Genomic DNA, 26968 nt, shown 5'->3' with positions numbered 1-26968 from the left:
ATATACCACTAAGGAGGTTCGCTAAACATTATAATATGAAGTTTTTATGTTATAGTATAGTATTTATACGATTAAATATAAAACATGTATCCGTCTAAATCTTCGCTTGTATCTACATATTCCGCTAAATATTTCAATGTTGTATTATCTAAAACATCTCTCACTGCATCTCTCATGCGAATCCATAGTTGTTTTTGCGCAGGTGGTTCTGATTCAATACTTTCAACAAATGTAATTGGACCTTCCAACAGTCTTATAATATCCCCTGCTGAGATTTCTTCCGCTGGCACTCTTAATTGGTATCCACCTTTAGCACCGCGTACACTTCGAATTAACCCCGCATTTCTTAAAGGACCTACAAGCTGTTCTAAATATAAATCACTCAAATTATTTTCTTCAGCAATTGACTTTAATGATATACATCCTTGCCCCTCTTTTTTAGCAAGAGAAATCATCAATGTAAGTCCATATCTCCCTTTAGTAGAAATTTTCATTGTATAACCTCACTTAATTCGAATATTGATATTCCCATTTTAGCATTTTTTGAGTTAAGATAGTATAAGAAAGGTGTGACAAATGTGAGTACAGAACCATTAGCATCGAGAATGCGCCCAAAAAATATAGATGAAATCATTTCCCAACAACATTTAGTTGGACCAAGAGGCATTATCAGAAGAATGGTTGATACAAAAAAATTAACTTCAATGATTTTTTATGGTCCACCTGGTATAGGCAAAACAAGTATTGCCAAAGCAATTTCGGGCAGTACGCAATATAAATTCAGACAATTGAATGCTGTAACTAACACTAAAAAAGATATGCAACTTGTTGTTGAAGAAGCTAAAATGTCTGGTCAAGTTATCTTGTTATTAGATGAAATACATCGACTAGATAAAGCTAAACAAGACTTTTTATTACCTCATTTAGAAAATGGCAAAATCGTCTTGATCGGTGCTACAACTTCAAATCCTTATCATGCTATCAATCCAGCGATTCGTTCAAGAGCGCAAATTTTTGAGTTATATCCTTTAAATGATGAAGATGTGCGCCAAGCGTTAACTCGTGCAATAGAAGATGAAGAGAATGGTTTGAAAACATATCAACCCAAAATTGATGAAGATGCCATGACCTACTTTTCTACACAAAGTCAAGGTGATGTTCGTAGTGCGTTAAATGCATTGGAATTAGCTGTATTAAGCGCAGATAATGACAAAGACGGTTATCGACATGTTACATTGCAAGATGCTAAAGACTGTTTACAAAAAGGTGCATTTGTAAGTGATAAGGATGGGGACATGCATTACGATGTTATGAGCGCTTTCCAAAAATCTATCCGTGGTAGCGACGTCAATGCCGCTTTACATTATTTAGCACGATTAATTGAAGCTGGAGATTTACCTACAATAGTTCGACGATTACTTGTAATTAGCTATGAGGATATAGGCTTAGCCTCACCTAATGCTGGTCAGAGAACACTTGCTGCTATTGAATCAGCAGAACGTCTAGGTTTACCAGAAGCTAGAATTCCACTAAGCCAAGCAGTAATCGAACTATGCTTATCACCTAAGTCAAATTCAGCAATGAGTGCCATTGATAGTGCATTGTCCGATATTAGAAACGGTCATGTGGGCCAAATTCCAAACCATTTAAAAGATGGACATTATCAAGGTGCTAAAGATCTAGGCCGATCTATTGGTTACAAATATCCACACCAATATGTTAATGGCTATGTTTCACAGCAATATTTACCTGATAAACTTAAAAACAAAATTTATTATGAACCAAAAACGACATCTAAAAGTGAACAACAACTCAAAGAAATATATAACAACTTACTTAAACAAAGGCCGTAAAAATAAGATTAAATCGATTACCTTTGATATTTTAGCTATAATCAAATCAAAACTGACTAGTATACGAGGCATATTCTACTATGCTTGCGAACTAGTCAGTTTTAGTTTTATGGTGTGGTTACACTTGCCTTACGTTGAAAATTATGACTTTCAAAATGAATTATTGCCCTTTGTCTTTAATGCGACGAACTGGAATATCTTTTAATACGTCATTCACCACATAACTAGCACAAATTAATCCAACAACACTTGGCACAAAGGCATTTGAAGAAGGTGGCATTTGTCCTTTTCGATTGATAGCATTTTTATCTCCAACTATATCTTTTACATCTTCTCTTATGACAATTGGACTTTCATCTGAAAATACAACTGGAATCCCTTTACGAATTCCTAGTTTTTTCAATTTTTGACGAATAATTTTGGCCATTGGATCGGTATGTGTTTTAGAGATATCTGAAATTGTAAAACGTGTTGGATCTGTTTTATTTGCAGCACCCATACTGGAAATCACTTTAATCCCTCGGTCAAGACACTCTTTCATTAAGTGTACTTTGTACATTATTGTATCACTTGCATCTACAAAATAATCTATATCGTAGTTATCGAAAATTTCTTCATATGTCTCTTCTGTATAAAACATATGTAAGGGCGTGACTTTACAATCTGGATTAATTAATTTAATACGTTCTTCCATCAAAGAAACTTTACTTTGTCCTACCGTTGTAGTTAAAGCGTGTAATTGTCTGTTTACATTTGTAATATCAACATCATCTTTGTCTATTAATATAATATGACCAATATTCGTTCTTGCTAATGCTTCAGCAGCAAATGAACCAACACCTCCAACGCCAAGTATGACAACAGTTTGTTGCTTCAATAAATCTAAACCTTGTTGTCCAATCGCTAGTTCATTTCTTGAAAATTGATGTTTCATTATTTTACCTCTTTCACTGATTTATACATAAGTACATAGTAACTTAAAATTTTATATTTAGCATTATCGCTTTGATTATTTTCCCAAAATTCAACGAGGAAACATTTATTAAACGCTATAAAACCCAACTAATTCTTTATTAAAAACTTAAAGAAACGCATAAAAATACGCAAGACAAAGTCTTGCGTATCGATAGAGTCCGTATTGCCGTAGTTATAATAGCTTGATCATTCGGCCTGTTATATACAGGTGGGTGCCCTGTTTCTTGTTTTGTACGTCCTTCATATAAGGCGTGTACGCTGCAAGAAAACCCATTGGGCTCCCTTGATCAAAGAGTGTTAGGCCCAAATTAAAAAGCAAACTTACGAACAACTCAGATGACTATCTTATGATGTTATATTACCACATAATTAAAATTAATGAAATTATAACAAACCAAAGTTTATTGATTTTTTAAAATTTAGTGACGAATTCGCAAAGAAAGTTCTTCTAATTGTTTATCAGAAACTTCACCAGGCGCATTCGTTAATAAACATGTAGCAGATGCTGTTTTAGGGAATGCGATTGTATCTCTCAAGTTTGTTCTATTAGTCAATAACATGACTAATCGGTCTAATCCTAATGCAATACCGCCATGTGGTGGTGCACCATATTTAAATGCATCTAGTAAGAAGCCGAACTGTTCTTGTGCTTGTTCTTTAGTAAATCCAAGAACTTCGAACATTTTTTCTTGTAACTCACCATCATGAATTCTGATTGAACCGCCACCTAATTCATAACCATTTAATACTATGTCATAAGCATTTGCCTCAGCTTCTTCTGGCGCAGTGCCAAGCTTAGCAATATCAGCTTCTTTTGGAGATGTAAATGGATGATGTGCTGCAACGTAACGTTTCGCATCTTCATCATATTCCAATAATGGCCAATCTGTCACCCATAAGAAGTTTAATTTTGTTTCATCGATTAAACCTAATTCTTTAGCTAATTTGACACGTAATGCACCTAAACTTTGTGCAACGACATTTGGTTTGTCTGCAACAAACATTACTAAGTCACCAGCTTCAGCACCAGTTAATGTAAGTAATGTTTCAACATTTTCTGTTTCAAAGAAACGTCCAATTGGACCTGTCAAACCATCTTCCACAACTTTAACCCACGCTAATCCTTTAGCACCATAGATGTTTACAAATTCTGTTAAAGCATCCATATCTTTACGAGTATATTGTTCAGCTGCACCTTTAGCGACAATTGCTTTAATTTCACCATCATTTTCAACAGTATCTTTAAATACTTTAAAGTCCATATCACGTCCTAATTGAGAAACGTCAATTAATTCCATTTCAAAACGCGTATCTGGTTTATCAGAACCATAGCGACGCATCGCTTCTTTATATGTCATGCGTGGGAAAGCGCCATTAATTTCAACGCCTTTAACTTCTTTAACAACTTTTTTAAGCATTTCTTCACCCATTTGCATCACATCTTCTTGGTCTACAAAACTCATTTCAATATCGACTTGTGTAAATTCAGGTTGACGATCTGCACGTAAATCTTCGTCACGGAAGCATTTTACGATTTGGTAGTATTTGTCAAATCCACTAATCATCAATAATTGCTTAAATAATTGTGGTGATTGTGGTAATGCATAAAATTCACCATCATGAACACGAGATGGTACTAAATAGTCACGTGCACCCTCAGGTGTTGACTTCGTTAGTACTGGTGTTTCGATGTCAAAGAACCCTTCATCATCCAAATATTGACGAATAGAACGTGTAATTTGATGTCTCATTTTAAATGTTTGCGCTAACTCTTGACGACGTAAATCTAAATAACGGTATTTTAATCGAATATTTTCATCAACGTTAACATTTTCTTCATTTATAGAAAATGGTGGTGTCTCAGATTTATTAATCACTTTAATATTTGTAACTTGTACTTCAACTTGGCCAGTTTTAATTTTAGGATTAACTGTTTCAGGGTCACGCTTCGTAACTGTACCTTGAACTTCTACAACATATTCAGAACGTACTGTTTCAGCAATTTTCAATGCCTCTTCTGAAAATGCAGGATTAAACACGACTTGTACAATTCCTTCTCTATCTCTTAAATCAACGAAAATCAATCCACCTAGGTCACGACGATTGTTAACCCATCCTTTTAATGTAATTTCTTGTCCTAAAAATGCTTCAGTAACTAATCCACAATAAGTTGTTCTCTTACTCATATTTTAACGCCCTCTCTACTTCTTAAAATATTCGACTAATGCGTCTAATTCAATTGTTTCAGATTCACCAGTTGTCATATTTTTAACATCGATTTTATTATTTTCTAATTCTTGATCACCAATAACGATTGTAAACTTGGCACCTAAACGGTCTGCTTGTTTCATTTGTCCTTTAATTTTACGCTGTAAGTAGTCTTTATCTGCTTTAATACCATTATGTCTCAAATGATTTAATAACTTCACAGCATATCGATCTGCTTGATCACCCATTGTAACAATGAATAAATCTAAGTTTTCTTCAATATCTAATTCGATACCTTCTTCTTCAAGTGCAAGCAATAATCGTTCTATACTTAGCGCAAAACCAATACCTGTTTCACTTGGACCATCTAGCAATTCTAATAAACCATTATAACGGCCACCACCACAAAGCGTTGTAATGGCACCATCATAGTTAGGGTTATCCATCATTAATTCAAATGCTGTATGTGTATAATAATCCAATCCACGAACTAAGTTAGGATCTTCAATATATGGAATACCTAAATCATCTAAATAAGCTTTTACTTGTTCATAATATGCCTTAGATTCCTCATTTAAGAAATCAGTGATTCTAGGTGCAGTCTTAATCGCTTCTTTATCACGGTCAACTTTACAATCCAAAATTCGCATCGGATTTGTATGCAAACGTGATTGACAATCTGAACAAAATTCATGAATTACTGGTTCAAAGTGTTTCACTAACGCTTCGTTATATTCTTTTCGAGACGCCATATCCCCTACACTATTAATAACAAGCTTTAAATGTTTTAATCCAAATGATTGATAAATATGCATAACCATAGCTAATACTTCTGCATCTACGCTAGGATTTTCAGCACCAATAGCTTCTACACCAAATTGATTAAATTGACGATAGCGCCCTTTTTGCTTACGTTCATATCTAAACATCGGTCCATTGTAATAAAGTTTAATTGGTTGGTTTGGATTACCTTGCATTTTATGTTCAATATATGAACGCACAACTGCAGCTGTTCCCTCAGGTCTTAATGTAATACTTCTATCGCCTTTATCTTTAAATGTATACATTTCTTTTTGTACGACATCGGTTGAATCACCAACACCTCTTGCAAAAAGATCTGTACTTTCAAAAATTGGTGTTCTTATTTCTTTATAATTATAAAATGTCATTAATTCATCTAATTGATTTTCAATGTAACGCCATTTCTTTGAATCTTCAGGTAAAATATCCTGCGTCCCTCTAGGTATTTTAATCATTTTGACATCTCCCTCGGCAAACTATTTTATTTAATTACCTTTTTAAAACTAAAACTATATACGATCACTTAACTTTGCATGATAAATCATAATTTTAAAAGCAAAAGAAAAAGCCCTTGCACAGCCTGAAACTGCACAAGGGACGAATATCCGTGTTGCCACCCTCATTGGTTTAAAAAACATGCCTAATTGTAATCATCATTACTTTTTATAAGCGTGCATTAAATAAACCCACTCAAAACGTTTAACGTACGTTTAACGGCTTTACTTTTCATAAAGCACCTCTTCTTGTGTTCAATGTATATAAACTACTCAGCATAATCTTTCAGTCTATGGATTATATTCCTACACAATCTTAGTTAGATTGCTACCTATTTCATTTACCATTTCAAGAATACTAACGGTTTTAGTTATAAAATTCAATATCAATGATAACTACTTTCACATATTTTTGCAAGCCCTACGCAGAAAAATAAATTTTAAGGCCATCAACAATTGCTTGTTCTAAAATTTGTCTATGTAATTGATCTTTAATCATCGTTTCATCAGTTGGGTTACTAATATAACCTAATTCTAATAAAACAGCAGGAACTTTTGTTTGTCTTAACACTTGATAATTTTCTTGTCTTGAACCGCGATTAGAAAGTAGACCTTTCTTCTGAATCGTAGCGTCTAACGTATCTGCTAAAGCTCTTTGATTATCATGATACCAATAAACTGTCATTCCATTTGCATTAGATGATTCTAATGCATCATTATGTATACTCAAATAGGCATCGCCTTTGATATCACGATTTTCTAGTGAAACATATGTATCGTCTGTTCTTGTCATCTTAACAGTTGCGCCTTCTTTTTCTAAAGTACGCTGCAATTCTTTTGCTGTTTTCAACGTATAGTCTTTTTCTAAACTTTTATATTTAGTATTGCTTGAAGCACCCTGGTCACTACCTCCATGACCAGGATCAAGCACTATTGTTTTACCTTGCAAAGGATTTTTCTCCTTCGTATTATCCGCGACAATATCTAAATTTGTGTGCCATCCAGCTATCCAACCTTTTTCATTACTGGATGTATCTTCAACTTCAATCCATTTACCTACTTTACCAATCTTTTTAAAATGGTCACCTTTCTCAACTTTATATATGACTGGATACGCAGCGTTTGGACCTGTACGTAATTCAGCATTTTCAGTTATCGTGATGTTCCCACTATCTTCACTATTGCTATTCAGCAATAAAAATAAAAAGATGATAAATAAGACAAAGGCAATCACTACTATTAGAGTACGTTTATTTTTAAGACCCTTTTTAGATAACCATGCCTCTATTTTTTTCATTGAATTTTGCCGTCCTGACTTTCATAAATAATAGTGACTGGACCATCATTATTTATGCTAACATTCATGTGTGTTCCAAATTCACCTGTTTTCACAGTAAGACCATACGCTCGTAGCGCATCATTAAAATACTCATAAATTTTTACCGCTTGATCAGGATTTTTAGAATTTGAGAAACCTGGACGGTTACCTTTTTTTACATCTGCATAGAGAGTAAATTGTGAAACTGATAGTATTTCACCATTCATTTGTTGGATATTAAAGTTTAATTTATTATTGTCATCTTCAAATAATCTTGCATTAGCAATTTTCTTTGCAATTACATCTGCATCTTGCTCTGTAGAGTTCTGACCGATACCGACTAATAAACAATATCCTTTTTTGATTTGATTATTTAATGTATCATTCGTCACCGATGCTTCTTTAACTCTTTGTACAACTACTTTCATATTTTGCACCTCTAGTTCCAAACTCTTGTTACTGTATAAACATCACCAAGTTGTTTGATCTTTTCTACCACACGATAAACATCATTCACGTTTTTCACCATGACACTAATATTTATTATTGCATTTTTATCAATATCTGAACGTCCTGAAACTTTAATTAAATTGCCGGCTGTCGAGCTAACAGCTTGTAGTACTTCATTCAACAAGCCATTTCGGTCATACGCAGTTACCTCTAAATCAACCTGATATTTTTGAGTTGCGTCTTTTGATTTTACCCATTCAACATTAATTAGTCGTTCAGTTTCGTTCTTAATATTTGGGCAATCAGTGCGATGTACTTTAATACCGTGACCTTTGGTGATATAACCTACAATATCATCACCTGGTATAGGATTACAACATTTTGACAACTTGATAAGTACATTTTCTAAACCTTCTACATAGACACCACTATCAGTAATGATGTTGTCTTTAATAGGCAATGATTTCGTAACTTCTTGTGCTTCATTTAAAGCACGTTGTTTATCTAAAATACGTTGTCTTTCAGTTAATTTATTAACAATCTGTAAGGATGTCACGCCGCCAAATCCTACAGCTGCGAATAAATCATCTTCATTTGCAAAGTTATATTTTTCATTAACAACCTGAATATTTTTCTCTGTCAAAATATCTTCGACTCTAAATCCTTGCTCTTTTATTTCAACTTCAACCATCATTCGGCCTTTTTCAATATTAGATGAACGATCTTGTTTTTTGAAGAAACTTTTAATTTTACCTTTGGCACTAGACGATTTAACAATTTTCAACCAATCACGACTTGGTCCATATGAATGTTTACTAGTACGTATTTCAACAATATCGCCTGTTTGTAAAATATAGTCAATTGGTACAATTTTGCCATTCACCTTGGCACCAATCATCTTATTACCTACTTCACTGTGAATCGCATAAGCAAAATCAATCGGCACAGCACCATATGGCAACTCAATAACATCACTCGCTGGGGTAAATGCGTATACTTTGTCACTCTGTAAGTCATATTTTAAGGTTTCCATAAATTCTTGAGCGTCAGACGATGTATGATCCGCTTCAGCTAATTCTTTTAACCAATTTAACTTATTTTGATAAGTTTGATCTTTTTCACTTACTTTTTTACCTTCTTTGTAAGCCCAGTGTGCTGCAACACCATGCTCAGCAATTTCGTGCATATCAAACGTTCGTATTTGGATTTCGAGCGGGTCTCCATTTGGACCTACTACTGTAGTATGCAATGACTGATACAAATTTTGTTTAGGCATTGCAATATAATCTTTAAAACGTCCTGGCATCGGTTTCCATAACGTATGCACCAACCCAAGTATCGCATAACAATCATTAATAGAATTGACAATAACACGTATCGCCAACAAATCAAAAATTTGATCAAATTGTTTTTTCTGCTTCATCATTTTCCGATAAATACTGTAAATATGTTTAGGTCTACCATTTATATCGCCTTCGATATTCATTCGGTCCATTTCAGTACGTATTCTATCAATAGCCGTTTCGATATACGCTTCACGTTCACTACGTTTCTTCTTCATTAAATTGACTATTCTAAAATATTGCACATTATCAATATAACGAAGAGCCGTATCTTCTAGTTCCCATTTAATTGTATTAATACCAAGACGATGTGCTAAAGGTGCATAAATTTCTAATGTTTCTCGAGAAATTCTAATTTGTTTTTCACGCGGCATGGCTTTCAAGGTACGCATATTATGTAATCTGTCTGCTAATTTCACCAAAATTACGCGTACATCTTTGGCAATCGCAATAAATAACTTGCGATGATTTTCAGCTTGTTGTTCTTCTTTTGAGCGGTATTTTACTTTTTTAAGCTTCGTCACACCATCAACAATTCGAGCAACTTCTTCATTGAACATTTCTTTTACATCTTCAAATGTATACGGTGTATCTTCAATTACATCATGCAAAAAACCTGCGACAATCGTCGGTCCGTCTAATCGCATTTCTGTTAAAATACCTGCAACTTGTATAGGATGCATAATGTATGGTAATCCGTTTTTTCGGAACTGACCTTTATGTGCTTCATAAGCAATATGATAGCTTTTTAAAACATACTCATATTCATCTGCTGACAAATATGATTTTGCTTTGTGAAGAACTTCATCTGCACTATATGGATATTCGTTGTTCATTATATGATACACCCCATTCATATTTATTACTTCGCCTTAAACAATGATTTAGGTACTCTTGTTGAATAGTATTTGTCCCACACCAATCATACGTCCGTCGACGATAAATATTTATCCTGTCGTCATTAATCGTAATATTAATTTTACTTGAGCGAGTTTAATTTGTATACTATTCCTACTTTTAAAACTTTTACAAAAATTCGACCTAAATCTACTGTTTCATTTTTTAAATATTAGTTCTATGATACTACAATTTATGAAATAAATAAACGATGTTATTAAGGTATAATGCTCAATCATCTAACATTTTCAGTAAATAAAAAATCCTAACATCTCATGTTAAGAAAACTTAAACAACTTTTTTAATTAAGTCATTGGTTCTTATACATTTGATGAAGGATTTCATTTGATAAAATTATATTATTTATTATTCGTCGTATGAGATTAAACTCATAACATCGTAATCTTTAATTTTTTCAATACCATTTAAATATTTCAATTCAATTATAAATGCAATACCTACTACGATACCGCCTAATTTTTCAACTAATTTTATTGCTGCTTCAATCGTACCACCAGTAGCTAATAAATCATCTGTAATTAACACACGTTGACCTGGTTTAATTGCATCTTTGTGCATTGTTAAAACATTTGTACCATATTCTAGGTCATACTCATAACGAATGACTTCACGAGGTAATTTCCCTTCTTTTCTAACAGGTGCAAAGCCAATCCCCATTGAATAAGCTACAGGACAGCCAATGATAAAGCCACGCGCTTCAGGTCCTACAACGATATCAACATCTCTGTCTTTTGCGTATTCTACAATTTTATCTGTTGCATAGCCATATGCTTCACCATTATCCATAATTGTAGTAATATCCTTGAAACTAACACCTGGTTTCGGCCAATCTTGAACTTCTGATACGTATTGCTTTAAATCCATTAATATTTCCTCCTAAATTGCTCACGACAATTGTGACTTTATCCAATTTTTTATTTCTGAAAAATCTTGATATAATAATTGCTTTTCAACATCCATACGTTGTTGTCTTAATTGATATACTTTGCTGGAATCAATCGATCTTTTATCAGGTTGTTGATTGATTCGAATTAAACCATCTTCTTGTGTTACAAATTTTAAGTCTAAGAAAACTTTCAACATGAATTTAAGTGTATCTGGTTTCACACTTAAATGTTGACACAATAACATACCCTCTTTCTGGATATTTGTTTCTTGTTTAGTTATTAATGCTTTATAACACTTTTTAAAAATATCCATATTAGGTATACCATCGAAGTAAATCGAATGATTATGTTGCAAAACTATATAAAGTTGAGAAAATTGCAGTTGTTGCAAGGAATTAGACAAGTCTTCCATTGACGTTGGTAAATCTCTTAATACTACTTTATCAGTTTGTTGTTTAATTTCTTCACCATAATAATATTCATTCGCATTTACTTTATCACTTTTAGGATGAATAAGCACGACAATATTTTCATCATTTTCTGTAAAAGGTAAACTTTTTCGCTTACTTCTATAATCTAATATTTGCTGTTCATTCATCGCAATATCTTGAATAATTATTTGCGGTGATTGATTACCATTCCATTCGTTGATTTGAACAGATCCTAATATATTAATTGGCTGTTCATCTTGTAACTCAGGTTCTAAGTGTCCATTTTGCCAAAATAGCGCGGCGATATTACTTTCACCAAGTGTCAATTTTAGATGATTTTTTTGTTGACCTATCGCCTTAACTGAAGAAACTGATAAATCATCCATTTCAAAAATAGGTCTAGAAAAATCTGTTCCGAAGGGTCTTAAACGATTCATATCACGAATATTTTTAATCGTTATATCATTTTCTGTTAATAATACATCTACTTGCTTTACGGGATCTAACGAAGTTGTTTTAGATAATTCTTTCATCCATTTATTTAAACCTTCAGCTAACGATTCTATATTTTCAATATCCATCGTCATACCTGCAGCCATATGATGGCCGCCAAATTTAGCGATTAACTCTTGATGTGCTGATAGTATTTCAAACATCGACACTTGATCAATTGATCTGGCGGAACCTTTTGCATGATTTTGCTCCCTATCAATATTTAAAATTAATGTTGGCAAAGCAAATGTTTCGACAATTTTCGAAGCAACAATACCTAAGACACCTTCATGCCAATTTTCTTTTGCTAAAAGTAAAAATAAATCTCCCTTTTTAACTTTCGTTTCTGCCATAGCCATTGCTTCTTCTGTGATAGTTGCTACAATATCTTTTCTTTCACGGTTAAAATGTTCAACTTGTTCTGCTAAAAATGCAGCTTCTTCTTCGTCGTCAGTCATCAACAATTCGCAAGCTAATGATGCGTCATCTAAACGACCTACAGCATTAAGTCTAGGTCCAATAATAAAACCAATTGTTTCTTCATCAATATTGTCATTGTATCCCGCTTCTTTTAGCAATGCTTTAACAGAGGTCGGACATTGATCATTTAAGACTTTTAATCCTTGTTTCACTAATGATCGATTTTCATCAGTTAAGGATACTAAATCCGCAATGGTACCTATCGCAACTATTGCTTTAAAATAATCAGGTACATTTTCAATCAATGCTTGTGCTAATTTGTATGCAACACCTGCACCACACAATTGTTGGAACGGATAATTAAACGATGGATGCATTGGATGTACGATTGCATATGCTTCTGGTAATGTACTACCAATTTCATGATGATCAGTTACAATGACATCAACTCCTAAATCTTGAACCATTTTAATTTCATTATGACCTTGTATGCCATTATCAACAGTTATGATTAATGTTATGCCTTCATCATGAGCATTTCTAAATGCTAGTTCGTTTGGTCCATATCCTTCGGTAAAGCGGTTAGGAATATGCCATCCTACTTGTGCACCTAAAAGTTGTAATGTTGTCACTAAAATTGTAGTTGAGGTAACACCGTCAGCATCGTAATCACCATAAACTAGGATTTTCTCATCATTCGCTATCGCTCTTTTAATTCTTTCAATAGTCTTAGTCATATCGCTCAATTGCAATGCATCATGATTGATATCTGTATCTGAAATGATGGATTCTATTGCTTGTTCATCAATAATCGATTTACTTTCTAATATTTTTTTTACGATTGGCGTTAACTTTAATTTTGATGTTAATTCATCACTTATGTATTCAGCTGGTTTAGTTAATTTCCACTTATACTTCGGTTTAATCATATATATTTACGCCTCATTTCCAAAAGACATTATATCTAAAATTACTTTAAATAAAAAGCACTTATCTAAATAATCAAGACTTTAATTATACCATTTTTTAAAAATGAATGCGGGAACTTATTTATATATATTTTGTTAAATTTAAATAAAGTAAAAAGCGGTATGTGAACTCTTTATTGTTTCACATACCGCTTAATTCATTTTAAACTAAAATCTTTTCATCGTTCGATTTCTTTTCTTTATATACAACTAATTTGTGTTTCGGCGATTTTTTCAGCTGACGTTTTTTCATTATTCCCCATAGCGGAACGGCAATGAAGATTGAAGAGAATACACCAGAAATCAATCCGATAAATAATGCTAAAGTAAAGTTGAATATCGTAGGAGCACCGAAGAATAGTATAGCAACTACTACTACAATAACTGTTAATACTGTATTAATTGAACGTGTCATTGTCTGTCTAATTGATCTATTAACGATATCATCAATTTGTTCTGTTGTCGTAATCACTTTAACCTTTTGTAAGTTTTCACGTACACGGTCAAACGTTACGATTGTATCATTAATTGAATAACCGACAATTGTTAATACAGCGGCGATAAATGTTAAATCTACTTCAATTCTAAATAAACTGAAAATCGCTACTATAATGAATACATCATGTAATAATGCCAATACAGATGAAAGACCCATTCGCCATTCAAATCGTAATGATACATAGATGATGATACCTATCGATGCATAGATTAATGCAAGCATTGCATTTTTTGCTAATTCCTGTCCAATAATTGGTGATACAGTATTAATTTGAGGTGTGTCACCGAATTTCGATTTAATATTATCACTCAATTTATTATCTTGAGCACGCGTTAAATCGTCTTTAAATTGAACAGTTGCTACTTTATTGTCTTTACCATTGATCTGAATTTGATCCGCTTTAAGTCCACTATCTTTTACAACTTGCTCTACCTTTTGTTGAGTAATTGCTTGTTTAGATTGGAAATCTACGCGTGTACCACTTGAGAAATCAATTCCTAAGTTTAACTTGAAGATATAAAGAATAACTAAACCGACAACTACAATTAAAATACTTACTCCAATTAATGGCTTAGCTAATTTAACAAAATTCCATTTCTCGAATGAAGTTTTAAGGTCATGAACATCTACACCTTCATTAATATCATGTCGTTTATTCTTTTTAACACCAAATAACCAAAATTGATTTTTGAATATATTTGATGAAACAAGTAATGATAATAAGAATCTTGATAAGAACACGGCTGTAACAAAGATCATTAGAATACCTAATAATAACATTGTCGCGAAACCTTTAACTGAACTTTCACCGAAGAAGAATAATACTGCTGCGGCGATAACTGTTGTTAAGTTAGAATCAAAAATTGTTAGGAATGAACTTTTGTTTGCTTTAGAAAAGGCTTGCTTTATCGTTCTACCTATTCGAAGTTCATCCTTAATACGCTCATACATGATAATATTGGCATCTACAGCCATACCTACACCTAATACCAACGCCGCTAATCCTGGTAAAGTTAGAACCCCGGAAATGAAATTAAATGCTACTAACGTTAGATAGATATAAGTTGTCAATGCAATAATCGCTACTAAACCAGGTAATCGGTAGAATCCAAGCATGAATAAATAAATTAATGCTACACCAATAAACGATGCAAACACAGTTTTATCTAATGCATCTTGACCAAATTGGGCACCTACTGAGTTTGAATAAATTTCTTTCAAGTCAACTGGTAAAGAACCTGCATTTAACAATTCGGCGATTTGTTTTGCTTTTTTAACGCCTTCTTGTCCTTTAAATCCACCCGAGATTTCTACGCTATCAGAATTGATTGGTTGATCAACACTTGCTGCAGAAATAAATTTAGGGTTTTTCTTTTGTGCTTCTTTTTTATAGCTGTCACCTTTTTTGAAATCTAACCAAACAACCATGACATTATCACGTTTCTTAGAGATTTCTTCCGTTACTTTTTTAAATTTGTTTTTGTCTTTTACTTTAAAAGTAACTGTAGGCTGGTTTGTTTCCTGTTTAAATTCTTGTTTGGCAGATCCCTGTTTAATATCAGAACCGCTTAATTTTACTTTATCTTCTGCATCGCGAATTGTTAAATTAGCTTGAGAAGATAAAATTTTACGTGCTTCATTCTGGTCTGTTACACCAGCAAGTTGTACTCTAATTCTATTAGGTTCTTCAACTTGAATTTTAGGTTCCGAAACACCTAAAACGTTAACACGATTTTCTAATGTTTGCGCTGTTGATTGTAAGGCTTTTTTATCTATTTTGTCGCCTTTATTTAAAGGATCGACTTGATAAAGCACCTCAAATCCACCTTGCAAATCAAGTCCTAAATTGACATTCTTTATAACACTTTTATAAGTTGCAGCCATTCCGGCAAACAACAATACGACTAAAAGCAAGAACGCAATTATTCTACTACTTTTCTTCACATGAACACCTCATTATTTACGTATGTATTTAGAATACTTGAATACTATTTTATAACGCAAGTTAAATCTTTCTTACAAAATTTATTAGCCTTATACATATTAACATACTAGAGCAGGGAGTAAAAATAGTCATAGATATATTTAATTTAAATTTAACAATTATTATGTATCACAATTTCTTTTTTTGGAATAAAAACAAGCTATTCTACATACTACTTATAACTTAAAAAGGATGAAACGCTATTCGTTTCATCCTTTTTAATACCACTTCTCATTATGAAGGGTCAACTTGTTTAATAGCAGGTTTTTCGAAAGTTAATTCAGTACCATGACCATTAACTGTAATAACAACAGTTGTTTCATCTACTGCTTTAACAGTACCTTTAATACCACCAATAGTTGTAATTCTTTGACCAAATTGAATGTTATTAATCAACTCACGATGCTGTTTCGCACGTTTTTGTTGTGGTCTGATCATCAAGAAATACATAACCGCAAAAATTACGACTATATATATTAGTAATGAAAATTGCATTTTATACGCTCCTCTTGCTTAAAAGTTTTTTGGGTTCTCAACATTTAATCCATATTGCTCGAAGAATTCTTCTTTGAAATCTAAAAGACGATCTTCTCGAATGGCTTGTCTTATATCTTCCATTAATTTTAGCAGAAAATGTAAATTATGAATAGTAGTAAGACGAATACCAAAAGTTTCCTCTGCCTTGATTAAATGACGTATATACGCTCTTGAATAGTTTTGACATGTATAACAGTCACAATTCTCATCTAACGGTCTTAAATCATCTGCAAATTTTGCATTTTTAATAACTAAACGACCTTGCGATGTCATACAAGTACCATTTCTGGCAATACGTGTCGGTAAGACACAATCAAACATATCCATGCCGCGAATACTACATTCGATTAACGCATCTGGAGATCCTACACCCATTAAATATCTTGGTTTATCTTTAGGCATAAACTGCTCTGTATGTTCAACCATTTTATACATAACCGGTTTAGGTTCACCAACTGACAAACCGCCGATTGCATAACCAGGAAAATCTAATTCTACTAAATCCTTTGCACTTTGTTCTCTTAAATCTTCATATTCGCCACCTTGTATAATGCCGAACAATGCTTGATCTTCAGGTCTTTGGTGTGCATCTAGACATCTTTTCGCCCAACGTGTTGTACGTTCAATAGATTTTTTTACATAATCATATTCAGCAGGCATCGGTGGACATTCATCAAATGCCATCATAATATCAGATCCTAAATCATTTTGAATTTGCATTGATTTCTCAGGACTCAAAAATAATTTAGACCCATTAGTATGATGTCTAAATTCCACGCCTTCTTCTGTAATTTTACGTAAATTACTTAAACTAAACACTTGGAAACCGCCTGAATCTGTAAGAATCGGACCATCCCAATTCATGAATTTATGTAATCCCCCAGCGTGTTTGATAATATCATTTCCGGGTTGTAACCACAAATGATATGTGTTGCCCAAAATGATTTTTGCTTCAATTTGTCTTAACTCTTCTGGACTCATTGTTTTAACGGTTGCTTTAGTACCAACTGGCATAAACATAGGTGTTTCAAATGAACCGTGTGGTGTGTGCACGATACCTAAACGCGCACCTGATTGTTTACAAGTTTTAATGTGTTCGTATGTTACTGCAGGCATATTCAAAATCCTCACATTCTTTTTATATAATTAACATTGCATCGCCAAAACTAAAGAATCTATATTCTAAATTTACTGCTGTTTTATAAGCATTCAGAACATTTTCACGAGTACTAAACGCTGATACTAGCATAACTAATGTTGATTTTGGTAAATGAAAATTAGTAATCTGGCCATCAATTGCTTTAAAATCAAATCCTGGATAAATAAATATATTAGTCCAGCCACTCGTTTCAACAAATTTATCATGATCGCGTCGAATTGTTTCAAGTGTACGTGTTGAAGTTGTACCAACTGATATAATGCGATGTCCTTTGGACTTAGTATCATTTAATAAATCAGCTGTTTCTTGTGTCATTTGATAATATTCACTATGCATTTCGTGGTCATTCACATCATCGACGCTCACCGGTCTAAACGTACCTAACCCAACATGTAATGTAACAAATGCGATATTAACGCCTTTATTTTTAATTTCAGTTAATAACTCATCAGTAAAATGTAATCCTGCTGTTGGTGCTGCCGCTGAACCACTTTCTTTAGCGTAAACTGTTTGATAACGATCTGGATCATCTAAACGTTCTTTGATGTATGGTGGCAGTGGCATTTCCCCTAATTCATCTAATCTTTCTTGTAAAATACCTTCATAATGTAAACGCATGATGCGTCCACCTTGATCCATTTCTTTTATGCACTCAGCTATAATTTTGCCATTACCAAAATTCAATTTATTACCAACTTTAATACGCTTAGCTGGTTTCAGTAAGACTTCCCAATCATTACCTTCAATTTGAGTTAACATTAACATTTCAACTTTTGCACCAGTTTCTTCTTTTAAACCAAAAAGTCTAGCTGGCATTACTCGCGTATCGTTAAGCACTAATGTATCACCAGGTCTAAAATACTCAATGATATCTTTGAAATGTAAATGTTTCATTTCACCAGTTTCTCTATCCATGACTAATAAACGACTATGATCACGATCTTTTAAAGGCGTTTGAGCAATTAATGATTCTGGTAAGTCATAGTCAAATTCTTCAATATTCACGTTATCCTCTCTCCTCATTCGACTTTGCAAAATGTTCATAAGCTAATGGTGTTGCTTTTCTGCCACGTGGCGTACGTTCTAAAAAGCCTTTCTGAATAAGAAATGGCTCATAAACGTCCTCAATTGTAATACGTTCTTCACCAATTGTTACGGCAATCGTATCTAAACCAACAGGTCCACCATTATACTGCTTAATAATACAGTTCATCATTTTATGATCAATGTAATCTAGTCCGTGTTGATCAACTTGAAGTAAACCTAATGCGTGCTTCGTTGTTTCAATGTATATTTGTTCATCTTCATTCACTTGCTGGAAGTCTCTTACCCGCTTCAATAGTCGATTTGCTACTCTTGGAGTCCCTCTAGAACGTTTAGCAAGTTCAATGGCACTTTCTTCATCAATACCTGTGCCTAAAACCTCAGCTGTTCTAATAATGATTTCTTTTAAATCTGATTCATTATAATATTCTAATCTTAAGTGCACACCAAATCGATCCCTTAGTGGACCTGTTAAGCTGCCAGCTCGCGTTGTTGCACCTACCAAAGTGAATGGAGGTAAGTCGATACGGATACTTCTAGCCTCATCGCCTTTACCAATGATAATTTCTAAAAAGAAATCTTCCATTGCAGGGTATAACACTTCTTCAACAACACTACTCAGTCTGTGTATTTCATCAATAAACAATACATCTCCAGGTTGAAGTCCTGATAAAATTGCAGCCAAATCACCAGGTCTTTCTAATGAAGGCCCTGATACTGTACGTATATTAACTTCCATTTCATTGGCAATGATATTAGATAATGTTGTCTTACCTAATCCAGGGGGGCCAAAAAGCAATACATGATCTAATGGTTCATGACGAAGTTTAGCCGCTTTAATAAATACTTCTAAATTACTTTTTATTGAATTTTGACCAATATATTGTCGTAATCTCGTAGGTCTAAGCGACAATTCGAAATCAGTTTCTTCACTATGCATTGATTGATCAACCATACGCTCATTCATGACAACACTTCCCCTATTAATCTATTTAAAATTAAGATACAACTAATTGAAGACCTGCCTTAACAGCTTCATCAACTGAGTCATATTTATTTTTATTTAACGTTTTCTCAACTTTTGCAAGCTCTCGTTTAGAATAACCTAATGCTTCTAACGCTAACATTGCTTCTTGCACGAATTGATCTTGCACCGTCGAAGTAGCGTCTACTTGTAATAATGAATCGCTATCTTCTTCAGTGATTTTCACTTTACCTTTTAAATCTAAGACAATCTGTCTTGCCGTTTTCTTACCAATTCCTGGGAATTTAGTTAAATACGTATCATTTTCATTTTCAATGGCACGTTTTACTTCATTAGGCGTACTTGTCGCTAAAATAGCTAAAGCTGATTTCGGACCAATACCAGTAACTTTAATTAAACTCAAGAACATATCTTTCTCTTCTTCACTACTAAATCCATACAATAATTGTGCATCTTCACGAACAATTAAAGATGTACGAATTAAAACTTCATGATCTAGATGCTTTTGAAAACGATAAGAATTTGGTGTTTGAATTTCATAACCAACACCAGCAGTTTCAACAACTACGTGTGTAGGATATAAATGTGTTAACTTACCTTTGACATACGCGTACATTATAGGCACATCCTTACATACTCATACTAATTAATTCTACTTTTGATACATAATCTAAATTTCTCAAAGCACCAATAACATCTTCTACTGAAGTTTCTTTAGATTTAGCATTCAGTGATAATGTTATTGTTGCTTTTTCTTCCATTGGAATACTTTGATGAATCGTTAATACAGATAGTTCTAACTTTGATATAACATCTAGTACACGTGCCAACATACCCACAATATCAGTTACATATAAAATTAATGTAAATTCTCGATGGTCAAGCATTTTATCGTCTACTGGAAATATCGTTTCTCTATATTTATAAAAAGCACTTCTAGATAGATCAAACTGTTTAACGGCATCATAAATGGACAATGTCGGATCACTTTTTAAGGCATCTTTAATCTTCAATGTTTTAACCACGGATTCAGGCAAGACATCTTCTCTAATTAAATAAAACTTTTTATAATCTTTATTGTCCATCATGTTACGCTCCTATTCAACGAATTCAAATTCTCCGCCAAGAATTCTAACGATATCACCATTTTTACAACCACGTTCTCTAAGTGCATCATCAATACCCATCGAACGCATTTGACGAGCAAATCGACGTACTGCTGGATCACTGTTAAAGTCAGTCATTTTAAACATTCTTTCAATAGCATTACCACTTACCACATAAGCACCATCATCATCTCTTGAAATTGTAAATTTATCTTGTGACGGTGTATGTTTATATAATACTCGGTTAATGCCAACTGACTCCTCTTCTTCAACTGTGAAGTCAACATCTTTATATTCTTCTAATTTATCTGCTATTGCATATAATAATTGATCAATATTATCACGCGTTATTGTTGAAACTGGAATAACTGGCACATCTTCGCCAATTTCTTCTTTAAACAAGTTTAAATTATCTTGTGATTCAGGTAAATCCATCTTGTTAGCTACTACGATTTGAGGTCTATCTTCTAAACGTTGCTCGTACGCAGCTAATTCTTGATTAATGACTTTATAATCTTCAATAGGTTCTCTACCTTCAGAACCGCTCATATCAATCATGTGAACAATAACTTTTGTTCTCTCTACATGTCTTAAAAATTGATGTCCTAATCCAACGCCATCAGATGCACCTTCAATTAAACCTGGTAAATCTGCCATAACAAAACTACGTTGATCAGGCGTTGAAACAACACCTAGATTTGGTTTAATCGTTGTAAAATGATATGCCCCAATTTTAGGCTTAGCTTTTGAAACGATAGATAATAAAGTCGATTTACCCACACTAGGGAAACCTACTAATCCTACATCAGCTAATAATTTCAATTCTAAAGATACATCTAATTCCTCACCTGGTTCACCTTTTTCACTGAAGTCAGGTGCAGGGTTTCTAGGTGTTGCAAAACGTGAATTACCTCGGCCACCTCGACCGCCCTTCGCTACTACAGCTCTTTGACCATCTTCAACAAGATCTGCTAACACTTCGTCTGTTTCAACATTTTTAATAATTGTACCAGGTGGAACTTTTAATACTAAATCTTCCGCATTTTTACCATGCATATTACTACTTTGGCCATTTTCACCTTTGCTTGCTTTAAAATGACGTTGATATCTAAAATCTAATAACGTTCTTAAACCTTCATCCACTTCAAATACGACTGAAGCACCTTTACCACCGTCACCGCCAGCTGGTCCACCAAATGGTACATATTTTTCTCTTCTATATGCGGTAATACCATTACCACCATCACCGGCTTTAAGAGATATTTTGACTTGATCGACAAACATATATCTCACCTCTTTTACATATAATTTTCATTTTCCCAATAATTATAGCATATTAGAGCCCCTTATATATTGTAAATAATTAGGGGCTCTTATGCAGTTGCTTTTAAATTTACTTTACTCAAATTGCTGATATTTCCGAGTACCAAATATGATACTTTTTTTGCTTTTTATACTGCAACTGTATTCTTTTGTCCCCTTATAGTTTAGCGATTAGGGGCTCTTATGCAGTTGCTTTTAAATTTACTTTACTCAAATTGCTGATATTTCCGAATACCAAATATGATACTTTTTTTGCTTTTTATACTGCAACTGTATTCTTTTGTCCCCTTATGGTTTAGCGATTAGGGGCTCTTATGCAGTTGTACATTTAGTATAACGTCTAAAATTCCCATTTTTTAATAACATAATTAAAATAATAATGAAAAACCTTTTATAAAAAGTAAAAAACACCAGAAGATTCACTTCTGGTGTTAACTAGACAAAATTATTCAGCTACTGCATATACAGAAACTTGTTTTTTGTCGCGACCTTTACGTTCGAATTTAACAACGCCGTCGATTTTAGCGAATAATGTATCATCGCCACCACGACCTACATTTTCACCAGGGTAAATTTTAGTACCACGTTGGCGATATAAAATTGAACCACCTGTTACGAATTGACCGTCAGCACGTTTAGCACCTAAGCGTTTTGATTCAGAGTCACGTCCGTTTTTTGTAGAACTTACCCCTTTTTTAGATGCGAAGAATTGTAAGTTTAATTTTAACATCGGAATGCACCTCACTTATAATTTAATCTAATATTCTCATTATATTCTTCTTCAATAGTTTGTAAAGACACAAGCATTGTTTGAAGAATTAGTTGCGCTTCATCGTTATTTGTATCAACGCTTCTTATATGAAAATGACCACCATTGTCGTCATAATTGATATCTGGTCTCTCAGATGTCAATCCTATAATCGCATTAACACTACCAAACAATACAGCTGAAGCTCCAGCACAAACGATATCATGACCATATTCACCATGGTCAGCATGGCCATCCATAATAACGTCTGTTACTTTGCCTTCATCATTAACTGTAATATCAACAGTAATCATAATAATTACGCGTTGATTTTATCGATTGTTAATTTAGTGTATGGTTGACGATGGCCTTTTTTACGTTTTGAATTTTTACGACGTTTGTATGTGAATACAGTGATTTTTTTACCGCGACCTTGTTTATTAACAGTAGCAGTAACTGTTGCACCTTCAACTGTTGGCGCTCCAACTTTAACTGAATCTCCACCTACAAATAATACTTTATCAAATGTAAAAGTATCTCCTTCGTTTACGTCTAATTTTTCAACGAAGATTTCTTGACCTTCTTCTACTTTGATTTGTTTTCCACCTGTTTCAATAATAGCAAACATACTTTGCACCTCCTGTATAATAAGTCACGCCATACATAGGTGACATTTCGTTATTGAGTCAAGCGTTTGCACTCTACGTTGTTTCGGTCGCAACTCGAGTCATTTATAAACATAAACTCTTCTCGTTTCTTCCTTCAACGCCTTGATTGACAATCGCTTTCTTTCAATAACTTCTGCAAATGAGTCAAGCGTTTGCACTCTACGTTGTTTCGGTCGCAACTCGAGTCATTTATAAACATAAACTCTTCTCATTTCTTCCTTCAACGCCTTGATTGACAATCGCTTTCTTCATTAAAAATGTTCTTGAACCTATATTTGAGCGGTTGTATGTAGCTACTTATAACTACTCAACTATTGCATCTTACCATTGACGACGTTTCATGTCAATGTCATTGTTTGTTTTTTTAAGGAACTTTATAATCAACGGATAAAGCATAATCAACAGTACAAAATTCATAATTAATGTTGGCAATAATCTAAAGACTACAAAATGAATAATATCAAATTGAATGAATCCTAACATACCGTATATTAATGCCACATAGACTTCTAATAATAAGGTGCTGGCTAATATAATAATGAATAACATCGAATGATCTTTGTAAAAAATTTTAAAGAATCGATCTATAAGTGCTAAAAACAATATATAGCCAAATAAGTACACTCCATAAATACTACCAAAGTATACATCAGTCATTACGCCTAAAAATATGCTGAGCAATAATGATACGCCAAAGCCACGATACACTACCATCATTAAAATATACATAAATGTAAGGTGTGGTACAAATACAAGTTCAAACTTACCTATATGCATTGGAATAAGAAGCCCAATTGCAGTATCTATATAAAATAGTAAAATACCTATCAAAAAATAATACAGTGTACGCATTATTTATCCCTGCTTTCATCATCAGGAATTGTTTTAGGATCTCTTTTTGCAACATAAACATGACTCAAATCTGTTAAGTCTGCACCAGTCTTAACCCTAACTTCTTTAGCTAAGCCGTATTGATCATTTTGAACCTTAGTCACTTCTCCTATATATAAATTACTTGGTAGTTGATCAGCTAATCCACTTGTAACGACTTTATCACCTTTTGAGATATTATCTCTATTATTAATGTCACTAATTACAAGTTCTGAGTTCTTTTCATCATAACGATCAATTAAACCAAATATATTTTTAGAACCGTGTTGTATATTTACAGATAATTTACCCGCACGTGTATTAGTTGAGATTAAATCAACTTGTGAAGAAAATTTATTAACTTTAGTAACTCTTCCAACAAAACCTTGTGATGTCATCACAGCCATATTTGAAGTTATACCTGATTTAGATCCCTTATCAATTACAATTGTATTCATCCACTGATCCGGATTTCTTGCTAAAACCGTAGTAGAAATAGGATCAAATTTTGAAATATCTTTTAAATCAAGCTCTTTTTTTAATTTTTCATTTTCCGCTTCTAATTGTTGGTTCTTAGATTCTAACTGGCTAATCTTATTTTTAGATTCTTTAGAATCTCCTTTTTTAAAAAAGTCCCCAATCGTACCAGCAACAAAATTAACTGGATAACTCACAACTCGTTGTCCAAAAGACACAGAATCACCTATATATTGTTCAGGAGGTGATTGAGATTGTGAACGTATGGACAGCCCAATTAATGCAATAAAAACGATAATTGCACATAAAACAACAATTAATTTGTTATTTTTAAAAAACTTAAGCACCCAGAACACCTCTATTATGTCAAAATATTGTATATCCTTTTCTATTTTATATTACTCCCATTATGAAATAAAGCACTAACTACGAATTACTTTGAAAATGAACAACTCCGTAAAAAATTTGTGGCATTTTAAAAACAAAAAACTACTAGCAAACATTCCAGTCACTAGTAGTTTAAATAATCGATTTAAATTTTAAAATTATTTGTTTGTATCGTTCGAGGATTCACTGTTCGAATTCTGAAGTTGTCTCCAACGTGCGAATAAGTTCTGGGCCTTTTGTTGTTCATTAGCTTGTTTCTGTTTTGATTGTTCTGCCATTTGAACTACACCAACCTTTTAAATTTATTCTAGTGACAGGATAACTAAAATATATTTCTTATGCAATAATTTCCTATTGATAAGCATTTTCGGGTTTTAGTTGTAAATTTTGCCCTAATTCATTTAAGTCTTGTTGCATTTCAAATTCAGTATTGTAAACACGCATTGACTCATCTCCAAATTTATAAAGAATAAATTCGTCTCCTCTTTGACCTATAATATATTGATCATTATAAGCCATGCGATTCATTCCAGACACAGCCATAAACTCTTGTTTATCTATCATTTTAAATACATTTTTAATTTGGCTTAATGGTACATTCTTTATTAAATCATTTTCTTTTAATGAATATTTCTCACCACTTACATAAACATGTTGGGCATCATTAGTGGGTTGCGTAACTTGATTCATTTGATCATTATCGTGATTTACAGGATTCCAATCTTGTTCTTTTAAAAAAGGTGCGTATTTCAAGGCGATATAAACAATTATCACAATTGCTATTACTGCTATAATGTTTTTAATCATACTAAATATCAATCTCATAGTTCGCCTCCAATGTCTTCATCTAATTATATATTTTATTATGTATATTTTCCTCAGTCTTCAGCCTTAATCATGATATATCTTAGGACTGATGCACGTTCATTTAAAATAGCTTATAATTTTGTTATGATTTAAAAGCGTATGAGGAGGTTTGTAGCATTGAGTATACTAACAATTATTTTAATAGCACTATTAGTCATCCTCCTTTTTAGAGTTGGACTTTCTATTTTGCGATTTTTAATTTATGTCGGACTTGTTTTATTATGTATTTACTTAGGATATCAAGGTTTAATTTGGTTGCTCGATTTTTTTCAAATAAATAGTGGGTTTTTACCGCACTTTCAATTTAACAATTAAATTTATTCTGCATAACAAAACTCCTAATGTACTAGTTTAGAATTTTTTAACTAGTTCCACATTAGGAGTTTTAATTTGGTTTCAAGCACGGATACTACTTGATGAACAGATTACTATTACTTACGCCCAAATGCGTTAGATAAAAATCGTATCAGCGCGTAGCTACCACTTAGTAAAAGGCCCCAAACGATTCCAGTAAAAATTGAGCCGATTGCTACACTTAATAAAGGAAAAGCTTGTTTCGTAACGATCACACCTGCTAACGCCGTTACTAAAATACCTAACGTAGATAAAGCTAATGTTATTAATAGATTGCGCTTTGTTACAGGTTCATTTTTAATATTTAACTGCATGGTATAAACCATTGGCACGAGAACCCCGATAATAATAAATAGAGTCACTATTTTTCCTCCAATGAAAGTACTTCGTAGGTATTATACA

Annotated in this window: 28 protein-coding genes and 1 other RNA gene; 2 read left to right on the top strand and 27 right to left on the bottom strand. The window is 33.1% G+C overall.

What is annotated here, in order from left to right; all coding sequences use genetic code 11:
* Positions 1 to 71 precede the first annotated feature (71 nt).
* The gene (gene cymR / locus IDG66_RS08960) at positions 72 to 494 is read right to left on the bottom strand and encodes a cysteine metabolism transcriptional regulator CymR (protein ID WP_000704122.1); all 423 of its coding nucleotides are present in this window, start codon (positions 492 to 494) and stop codon (positions 72 to 74) included.
* Positions 495 to 578: 84 nt separating this feature from the next.
* On the opposite strand from cymR, the gene IDG66_RS08955 reads away from it, so the two are divergent.
* Positions 579 to 1853 carry a replication-associated recombination protein A gene (locus IDG66_RS08955; protein ID WP_000102740.1) on the top strand — a complete coding sequence of 425 codons (1275 nt, stop codon included), beginning with the start codon at positions 579 to 581 and terminating at the stop codon, positions 1851 to 1853.
* A gap of 160 nt (positions 1854 to 2013) precedes the next feature.
* On the opposite strand, the gene IDG66_RS08950 is transcribed toward IDG66_RS08955, so the two are convergent.
* From IDG66_RS08950 to IDG66_RS08830, 25 genes are all read right to left on the bottom strand, one after another.
* Positions 2014 to 2787, bottom strand: a complete 774-nt coding sequence (locus tag IDG66_RS08950; RefSeq protein ID WP_000682646.1) for a tRNA threonylcarbamoyladenosine dehydratase — start codon at positions 2785 to 2787, stop codon at positions 2014 to 2016.
* A complete protein-coding gene (locus tag IDG66_RS08945) occupies positions 2787 to 2915 on the bottom strand; it encodes a hypothetical protein (protein ID WP_001790559.1) in 129 nt (42 codons plus the stop codon). The genes IDG66_RS08950 and IDG66_RS08945 overlap by 1 nt, the downstream gene beginning before the upstream one ends.
* Before the next feature lie 64 nt (positions 2916 to 2979).
* Positions 2980 to 3170, bottom strand: a non-coding RNA gene (ssrS, locus tag IDG66_RS08940) — 6S RNA.
* A 77-nt stretch (positions 3171 to 3247) separates the two neighbouring features.
* Entirely contained in the window at positions 3248 to 5014 is a 1767-nt protein-coding gene (gene aspS / locus IDG66_RS08935; protein ID WP_000044799.1) for an aspartate--tRNA ligase, read from the bottom strand.
* Positions 5015 to 5029: 15 nt separating this feature from the next.
* A complete protein-coding gene (hisS, locus tag IDG66_RS08930; protein ID WP_000590826.1) occupies positions 5030 to 6292 on the bottom strand; it encodes a histidine--tRNA ligase in 1263 nt (420 codons plus the stop codon).
* Positions 6293 to 6752: 460 nt separating this feature from the next.
* Positions 6753 to 7628, bottom strand: a complete 876-nt coding sequence (locus IDG66_RS08925; RefSeq protein ID WP_000717800.1) for an N-acetylmuramoyl-L-alanine amidase — start codon at positions 7626 to 7628, stop codon at positions 6753 to 6755.
* The gene (dtd, locus tag IDG66_RS08920) at positions 7625 to 8077 is read right to left on the bottom strand and encodes a D-aminoacyl-tRNA deacylase (RefSeq protein ID WP_000869983.1); all 453 of its coding nucleotides are present in this window, start codon (positions 8075 to 8077) and stop codon (positions 7625 to 7627) included. The genes IDG66_RS08925 and dtd overlap by 4 nt, the downstream gene beginning before the upstream one ends.
* A gap of 11 nt (positions 8078 to 8088) precedes the next feature.
* The gene (locus IDG66_RS08915) at positions 8089 to 10278 is read right to left on the bottom strand and encodes a RelA/SpoT family protein (protein ID WP_001058587.1); all 2190 of its coding nucleotides are present in this window, start codon (positions 10276 to 10278) and stop codon (positions 8089 to 8091) included.
* A 427-nt stretch (positions 10279 to 10705) separates the two neighbouring features.
* Positions 10706 to 11224, bottom strand: a complete 519-nt coding sequence (locus tag IDG66_RS08910; protein WP_000364542.1) for an adenine phosphoribosyltransferase — start codon at positions 11222 to 11224, stop codon at positions 10706 to 10708.
* Between the two features lie 21 nt (positions 11225 to 11245).
* Positions 11246 to 13519: a single-stranded-DNA-specific exonuclease RecJ gene (recJ, locus tag IDG66_RS08905; RefSeq protein ID WP_000594997.1), complete on the bottom strand. Its 2274-nt coding sequence runs from the start codon at positions 13517 to 13519 to the stop codon at positions 11246 to 11248.
* 202 nt (positions 13520 to 13721) lie between these two features.
* Positions 13722 to 16001, bottom strand: a complete 2280-nt coding sequence (secDF, locus tag IDG66_RS08900; RefSeq protein ID WP_000749795.1) for a protein translocase subunit SecDF — start codon at positions 15999 to 16001, stop codon at positions 13722 to 13724.
* A 274-nt stretch (positions 16002 to 16275) separates the two neighbouring features.
* Positions 16276 to 16536, bottom strand: coding sequence for a preprotein translocase subunit YajC (gene yajC, locus IDG66_RS08895; protein WP_206172188.1), 261 nt, complete (start codon positions 16534 to 16536; stop codon positions 16276 to 16278).
* 18 nt (positions 16537 to 16554) lie between these two features.
* Positions 16555 to 17694 (bottom strand): tRNA guanosine(34) transglycosylase Tgt, encoded by a 1140-nt coding sequence (gene tgt, locus IDG66_RS08890; RefSeq protein ID WP_001112045.1) that lies wholly within the window; start codon positions 17692 to 17694, stop codon positions 16555 to 16557.
* Positions 17695 to 17716: 22 nt separating this feature from the next.
* Positions 17717 to 18742, bottom strand: coding sequence for a tRNA preQ1(34) S-adenosylmethionine ribosyltransferase-isomerase QueA (gene queA / locus IDG66_RS08885; protein ID WP_001019178.1), 1026 nt, complete (start codon positions 18740 to 18742; stop codon positions 17717 to 17719).
* Position 18743: 1 nt separating this feature from the next.
* The gene (gene ruvB, locus IDG66_RS08880; RefSeq protein WP_206172187.1) at positions 18744 to 19748 is read right to left on the bottom strand and encodes a Holliday junction branch migration DNA helicase RuvB; all 1005 of its coding nucleotides are present in this window, start codon (positions 19746 to 19748) and stop codon (positions 18744 to 18746) included.
* Positions 19749 to 19779: 31 nt separating this feature from the next.
* Positions 19780 to 20382 carry a Holliday junction branch migration protein RuvA gene (ruvA, locus tag IDG66_RS08875; RefSeq protein ID WP_000271550.1) on the bottom strand — a complete coding sequence of 201 codons (603 nt, stop codon included), beginning with the start codon at positions 20380 to 20382 and terminating at the stop codon, positions 19780 to 19782.
* Positions 20383 to 20395: 13 nt separating this feature from the next.
* Positions 20396 to 20851, bottom strand: coding sequence for an ACT domain-containing protein (locus IDG66_RS08870; RefSeq protein ID WP_000368902.1), 456 nt, complete (start codon positions 20849 to 20851; stop codon positions 20396 to 20398).
* 12 nt (positions 20852 to 20863) lie between these two features.
* Positions 20864 to 22156, bottom strand: a complete 1293-nt coding sequence (obgE, locus tag IDG66_RS08865; protein ID WP_000496100.1) for a GTPase ObgE — start codon at positions 22154 to 22156, stop codon at positions 20864 to 20866.
* Positions 22157 to 22640: 484 nt separating this feature from the next.
* Positions 22641 to 22925 (bottom strand): 50S ribosomal protein L27, encoded by a 285-nt coding sequence (gene rpmA / locus IDG66_RS08860; RefSeq protein WP_000916187.1) that lies wholly within the window; start codon positions 22923 to 22925, stop codon positions 22641 to 22643.
* Positions 22926 to 22936: 11 nt separating this feature from the next.
* Positions 22937 to 23257 (bottom strand): ribosomal-processing cysteine protease Prp, encoded by a 321-nt coding sequence (locus IDG66_RS08855; RefSeq protein WP_000633692.1) that lies wholly within the window; start codon positions 23255 to 23257, stop codon positions 22937 to 22939.
* A 5-nt stretch (positions 23258 to 23262) separates the two neighbouring features.
* Entirely contained in the window at positions 23263 to 23571 is a 309-nt protein-coding gene (gene rplU / locus IDG66_RS08850; protein WP_000457386.1) for a 50S ribosomal protein L21, read from the bottom strand.
* 361 nt (positions 23572 to 23932) lie between these two features.
* Complete coding sequence (gene mreD / locus IDG66_RS08845) at positions 23933 to 24463, bottom strand: rod shape-determining protein MreD (protein ID WP_001259925.1); 531 nt, start codon at positions 24461 to 24463, stop codon at positions 23933 to 23935.
* Positions 24463 to 25305, bottom strand: coding sequence for a rod shape-determining protein MreC (gene mreC, locus IDG66_RS08840; RefSeq protein WP_000911041.1), 843 nt, complete (start codon positions 25303 to 25305; stop codon positions 24463 to 24465). Before mreC ends, mreD begins: the two co-directional genes overlap by 1 nt.
* A gap of 198 nt (positions 25306 to 25503) precedes the next feature.
* Positions 25504 to 25623: a hypothetical protein gene (locus IDG66_RS08835; protein ID WP_000840602.1), complete on the bottom strand. Its 120-nt coding sequence runs from the start codon at positions 25621 to 25623 to the stop codon at positions 25504 to 25506.
* A 73-nt stretch (positions 25624 to 25696) separates the two neighbouring features.
* Entirely contained in the window at positions 25697 to 26170 is a 474-nt protein-coding gene (locus IDG66_RS08830; protein WP_001236734.1) for a DUF4930 family protein, read from the bottom strand.
* Between the two features lie 159 nt (positions 26171 to 26329).
* Here IDG66_RS08830 and IDG66_RS08825 point away from each other — a divergent pair, with 159 nt between their 5' ends.
* Positions 26330 to 26527 carry a hypothetical protein gene (locus IDG66_RS08825; RefSeq protein WP_000025835.1) on the top strand — a complete coding sequence of 66 codons (198 nt, stop codon included), beginning with the start codon at positions 26330 to 26332 and terminating at the stop codon, positions 26525 to 26527.
* 116 nt (positions 26528 to 26643) lie between these two features.
* Here IDG66_RS08825 and IDG66_RS08820 read toward each other — a convergent pair whose 3' ends face one another.
* The gene (locus IDG66_RS08820) at positions 26644 to 26928 is read right to left on the bottom strand and encodes a hypothetical protein (RefSeq protein ID WP_000171859.1); all 285 of its coding nucleotides are present in this window, start codon (positions 26926 to 26928) and stop codon (positions 26644 to 26646) included.
* Positions 26929 to 26968: the final 40 nt, after the last annotated feature.

Origin of the sequence: Staphylococcus sp. EG-SA-18, from assembly GCF_017151825.1 — a bacterium.
Classification (GTDB): Bacteria; Bacillota; Bacilli; order Staphylococcales; family Staphylococcaceae; genus Staphylococcus; species Staphylococcus aureus.
This window is presented reverse-complemented; position numbering and strand designations above follow the sequence as displayed.

Bases quoted from the DNA above. Each gene is read 5' to 3' on its own strand.
- cymR (WP_000704122.1), bottom strand. From the start codon at position 494: ATGAAAATTTCTACTAAAGGGAGATATGGACTTACATTGATGATTTCT.
- IDG66_RS08950 (WP_000682646.1), bottom strand. From the start codon at position 2,787: ATGAAACATCAATTTTCAAGAAATGAACTAGCGATTGGACAACAAGGT.
- aspS (WP_000044799.1), bottom strand. From the start codon at position 5,014: ATGAGTAAGAGAACAACTTATTGTGGATTAGTTACTGAAGCATTTTTA.
- hisS (WP_000590826.1), bottom strand. From the start codon at position 6,292: ATGATTAAAATACCTAGAGGGACGCAGGATATTTTACCTGAAGATTCA.
- IDG66_RS08925 (WP_000717800.1), bottom strand. From the start codon at position 7,628: ATGAAAAAAATAGAGGCATGGTTATCTAAAAAGGGTCTTAAAAATAAA.
- dtd (WP_000869983.1), bottom strand. From the start codon at position 8,077: ATGAAAGTAGTTGTACAAAGAGTTAAAGAAGCATCGGTGACGAATGAT.
- IDG66_RS08915 (WP_001058587.1), bottom strand. From the start codon at position 10,278: ATGAACAACGAATATCCATATAGTGCAGATGAAGTTCTTCACAAAGCA.
- IDG66_RS08910 (WP_000364542.1), bottom strand. From the start codon at position 11,224: ATGGATTTAAAGCAATACGTATCAGAAGTTCAAGATTGGCCGAAACCA.
- recJ (WP_000594997.1), bottom strand. From the start codon at position 13,519: ATGATTAAACCGAAGTATAAGTGGAAATTAACTAAACCAGCTGAATAC.
- yajC (WP_206172188.1), bottom strand. From the start codon at position 16,536: ATGCAATTTTCATTACTAATATATATAGTCGTAATTTTTGCGGTTATG.
- tgt (WP_001112045.1), bottom strand. From the start codon at position 17,694: ATGCCTGCAGTAACATACGAACACATTAAAACTTGTAAACAATCAGGT.
- ruvB (WP_206172187.1), bottom strand. From the start codon at position 19,748: ATGAATGAGCGTATGGTTGATCAATCAATGCATAGTGAAGAAACTGAT.
- ruvA (WP_000271550.1), bottom strand. From the start codon at position 20,382: ATGTACGCGTATGTCAAAGGTAAGTTAACACATTTATATCCTACACAC.
- IDG66_RS08870 (WP_000368902.1), bottom strand. From the start codon at position 20,851: ATGGACAATAAAGATTATAAAAAGTTTTATTTAATTAGAGAAGATGTC.
- obgE (WP_000496100.1), bottom strand. From the start codon at position 22,156: ATGTTTGTCGATCAAGTCAAAATATCTCTTAAAGCCGGTGATGGTGGT.
- rpmA (WP_000916187.1), bottom strand. From the start codon at position 22,925: ATGTTAAAATTAAACTTACAATTCTTCGCATCTAAAAAAGGGGTAAGT.
- IDG66_RS08855 (WP_000633692.1), bottom strand. From the start codon at position 23,257: ATGATTACTGTTGATATTACAGTTAATGATGAAGGCAAAGTAACAGAC.
- rplU (WP_000457386.1), bottom strand. From the start codon at position 23,571: ATGTTTGCTATTATTGAAACAGGTGGAAAACAAATCAAAGTAGAAGAA.
- mreD (WP_001259925.1), bottom strand. From the start codon at position 24,463: ATGCGTACACTGTATTATTTTTTGATAGGTATTTTACTATTTTATATA.
- IDG66_RS08835 (WP_000840602.1), bottom strand. From the start codon at position 25,623: ATGGCAGAACAATCAAAACAGAAACAAGCTAATGAACAACAAAAGGCC.
- IDG66_RS08830 (WP_001236734.1), bottom strand. From the start codon at position 26,170: ATGAGATTGATATTTAGTATGATTAAAAACATTATAGCAGTAATAGCA.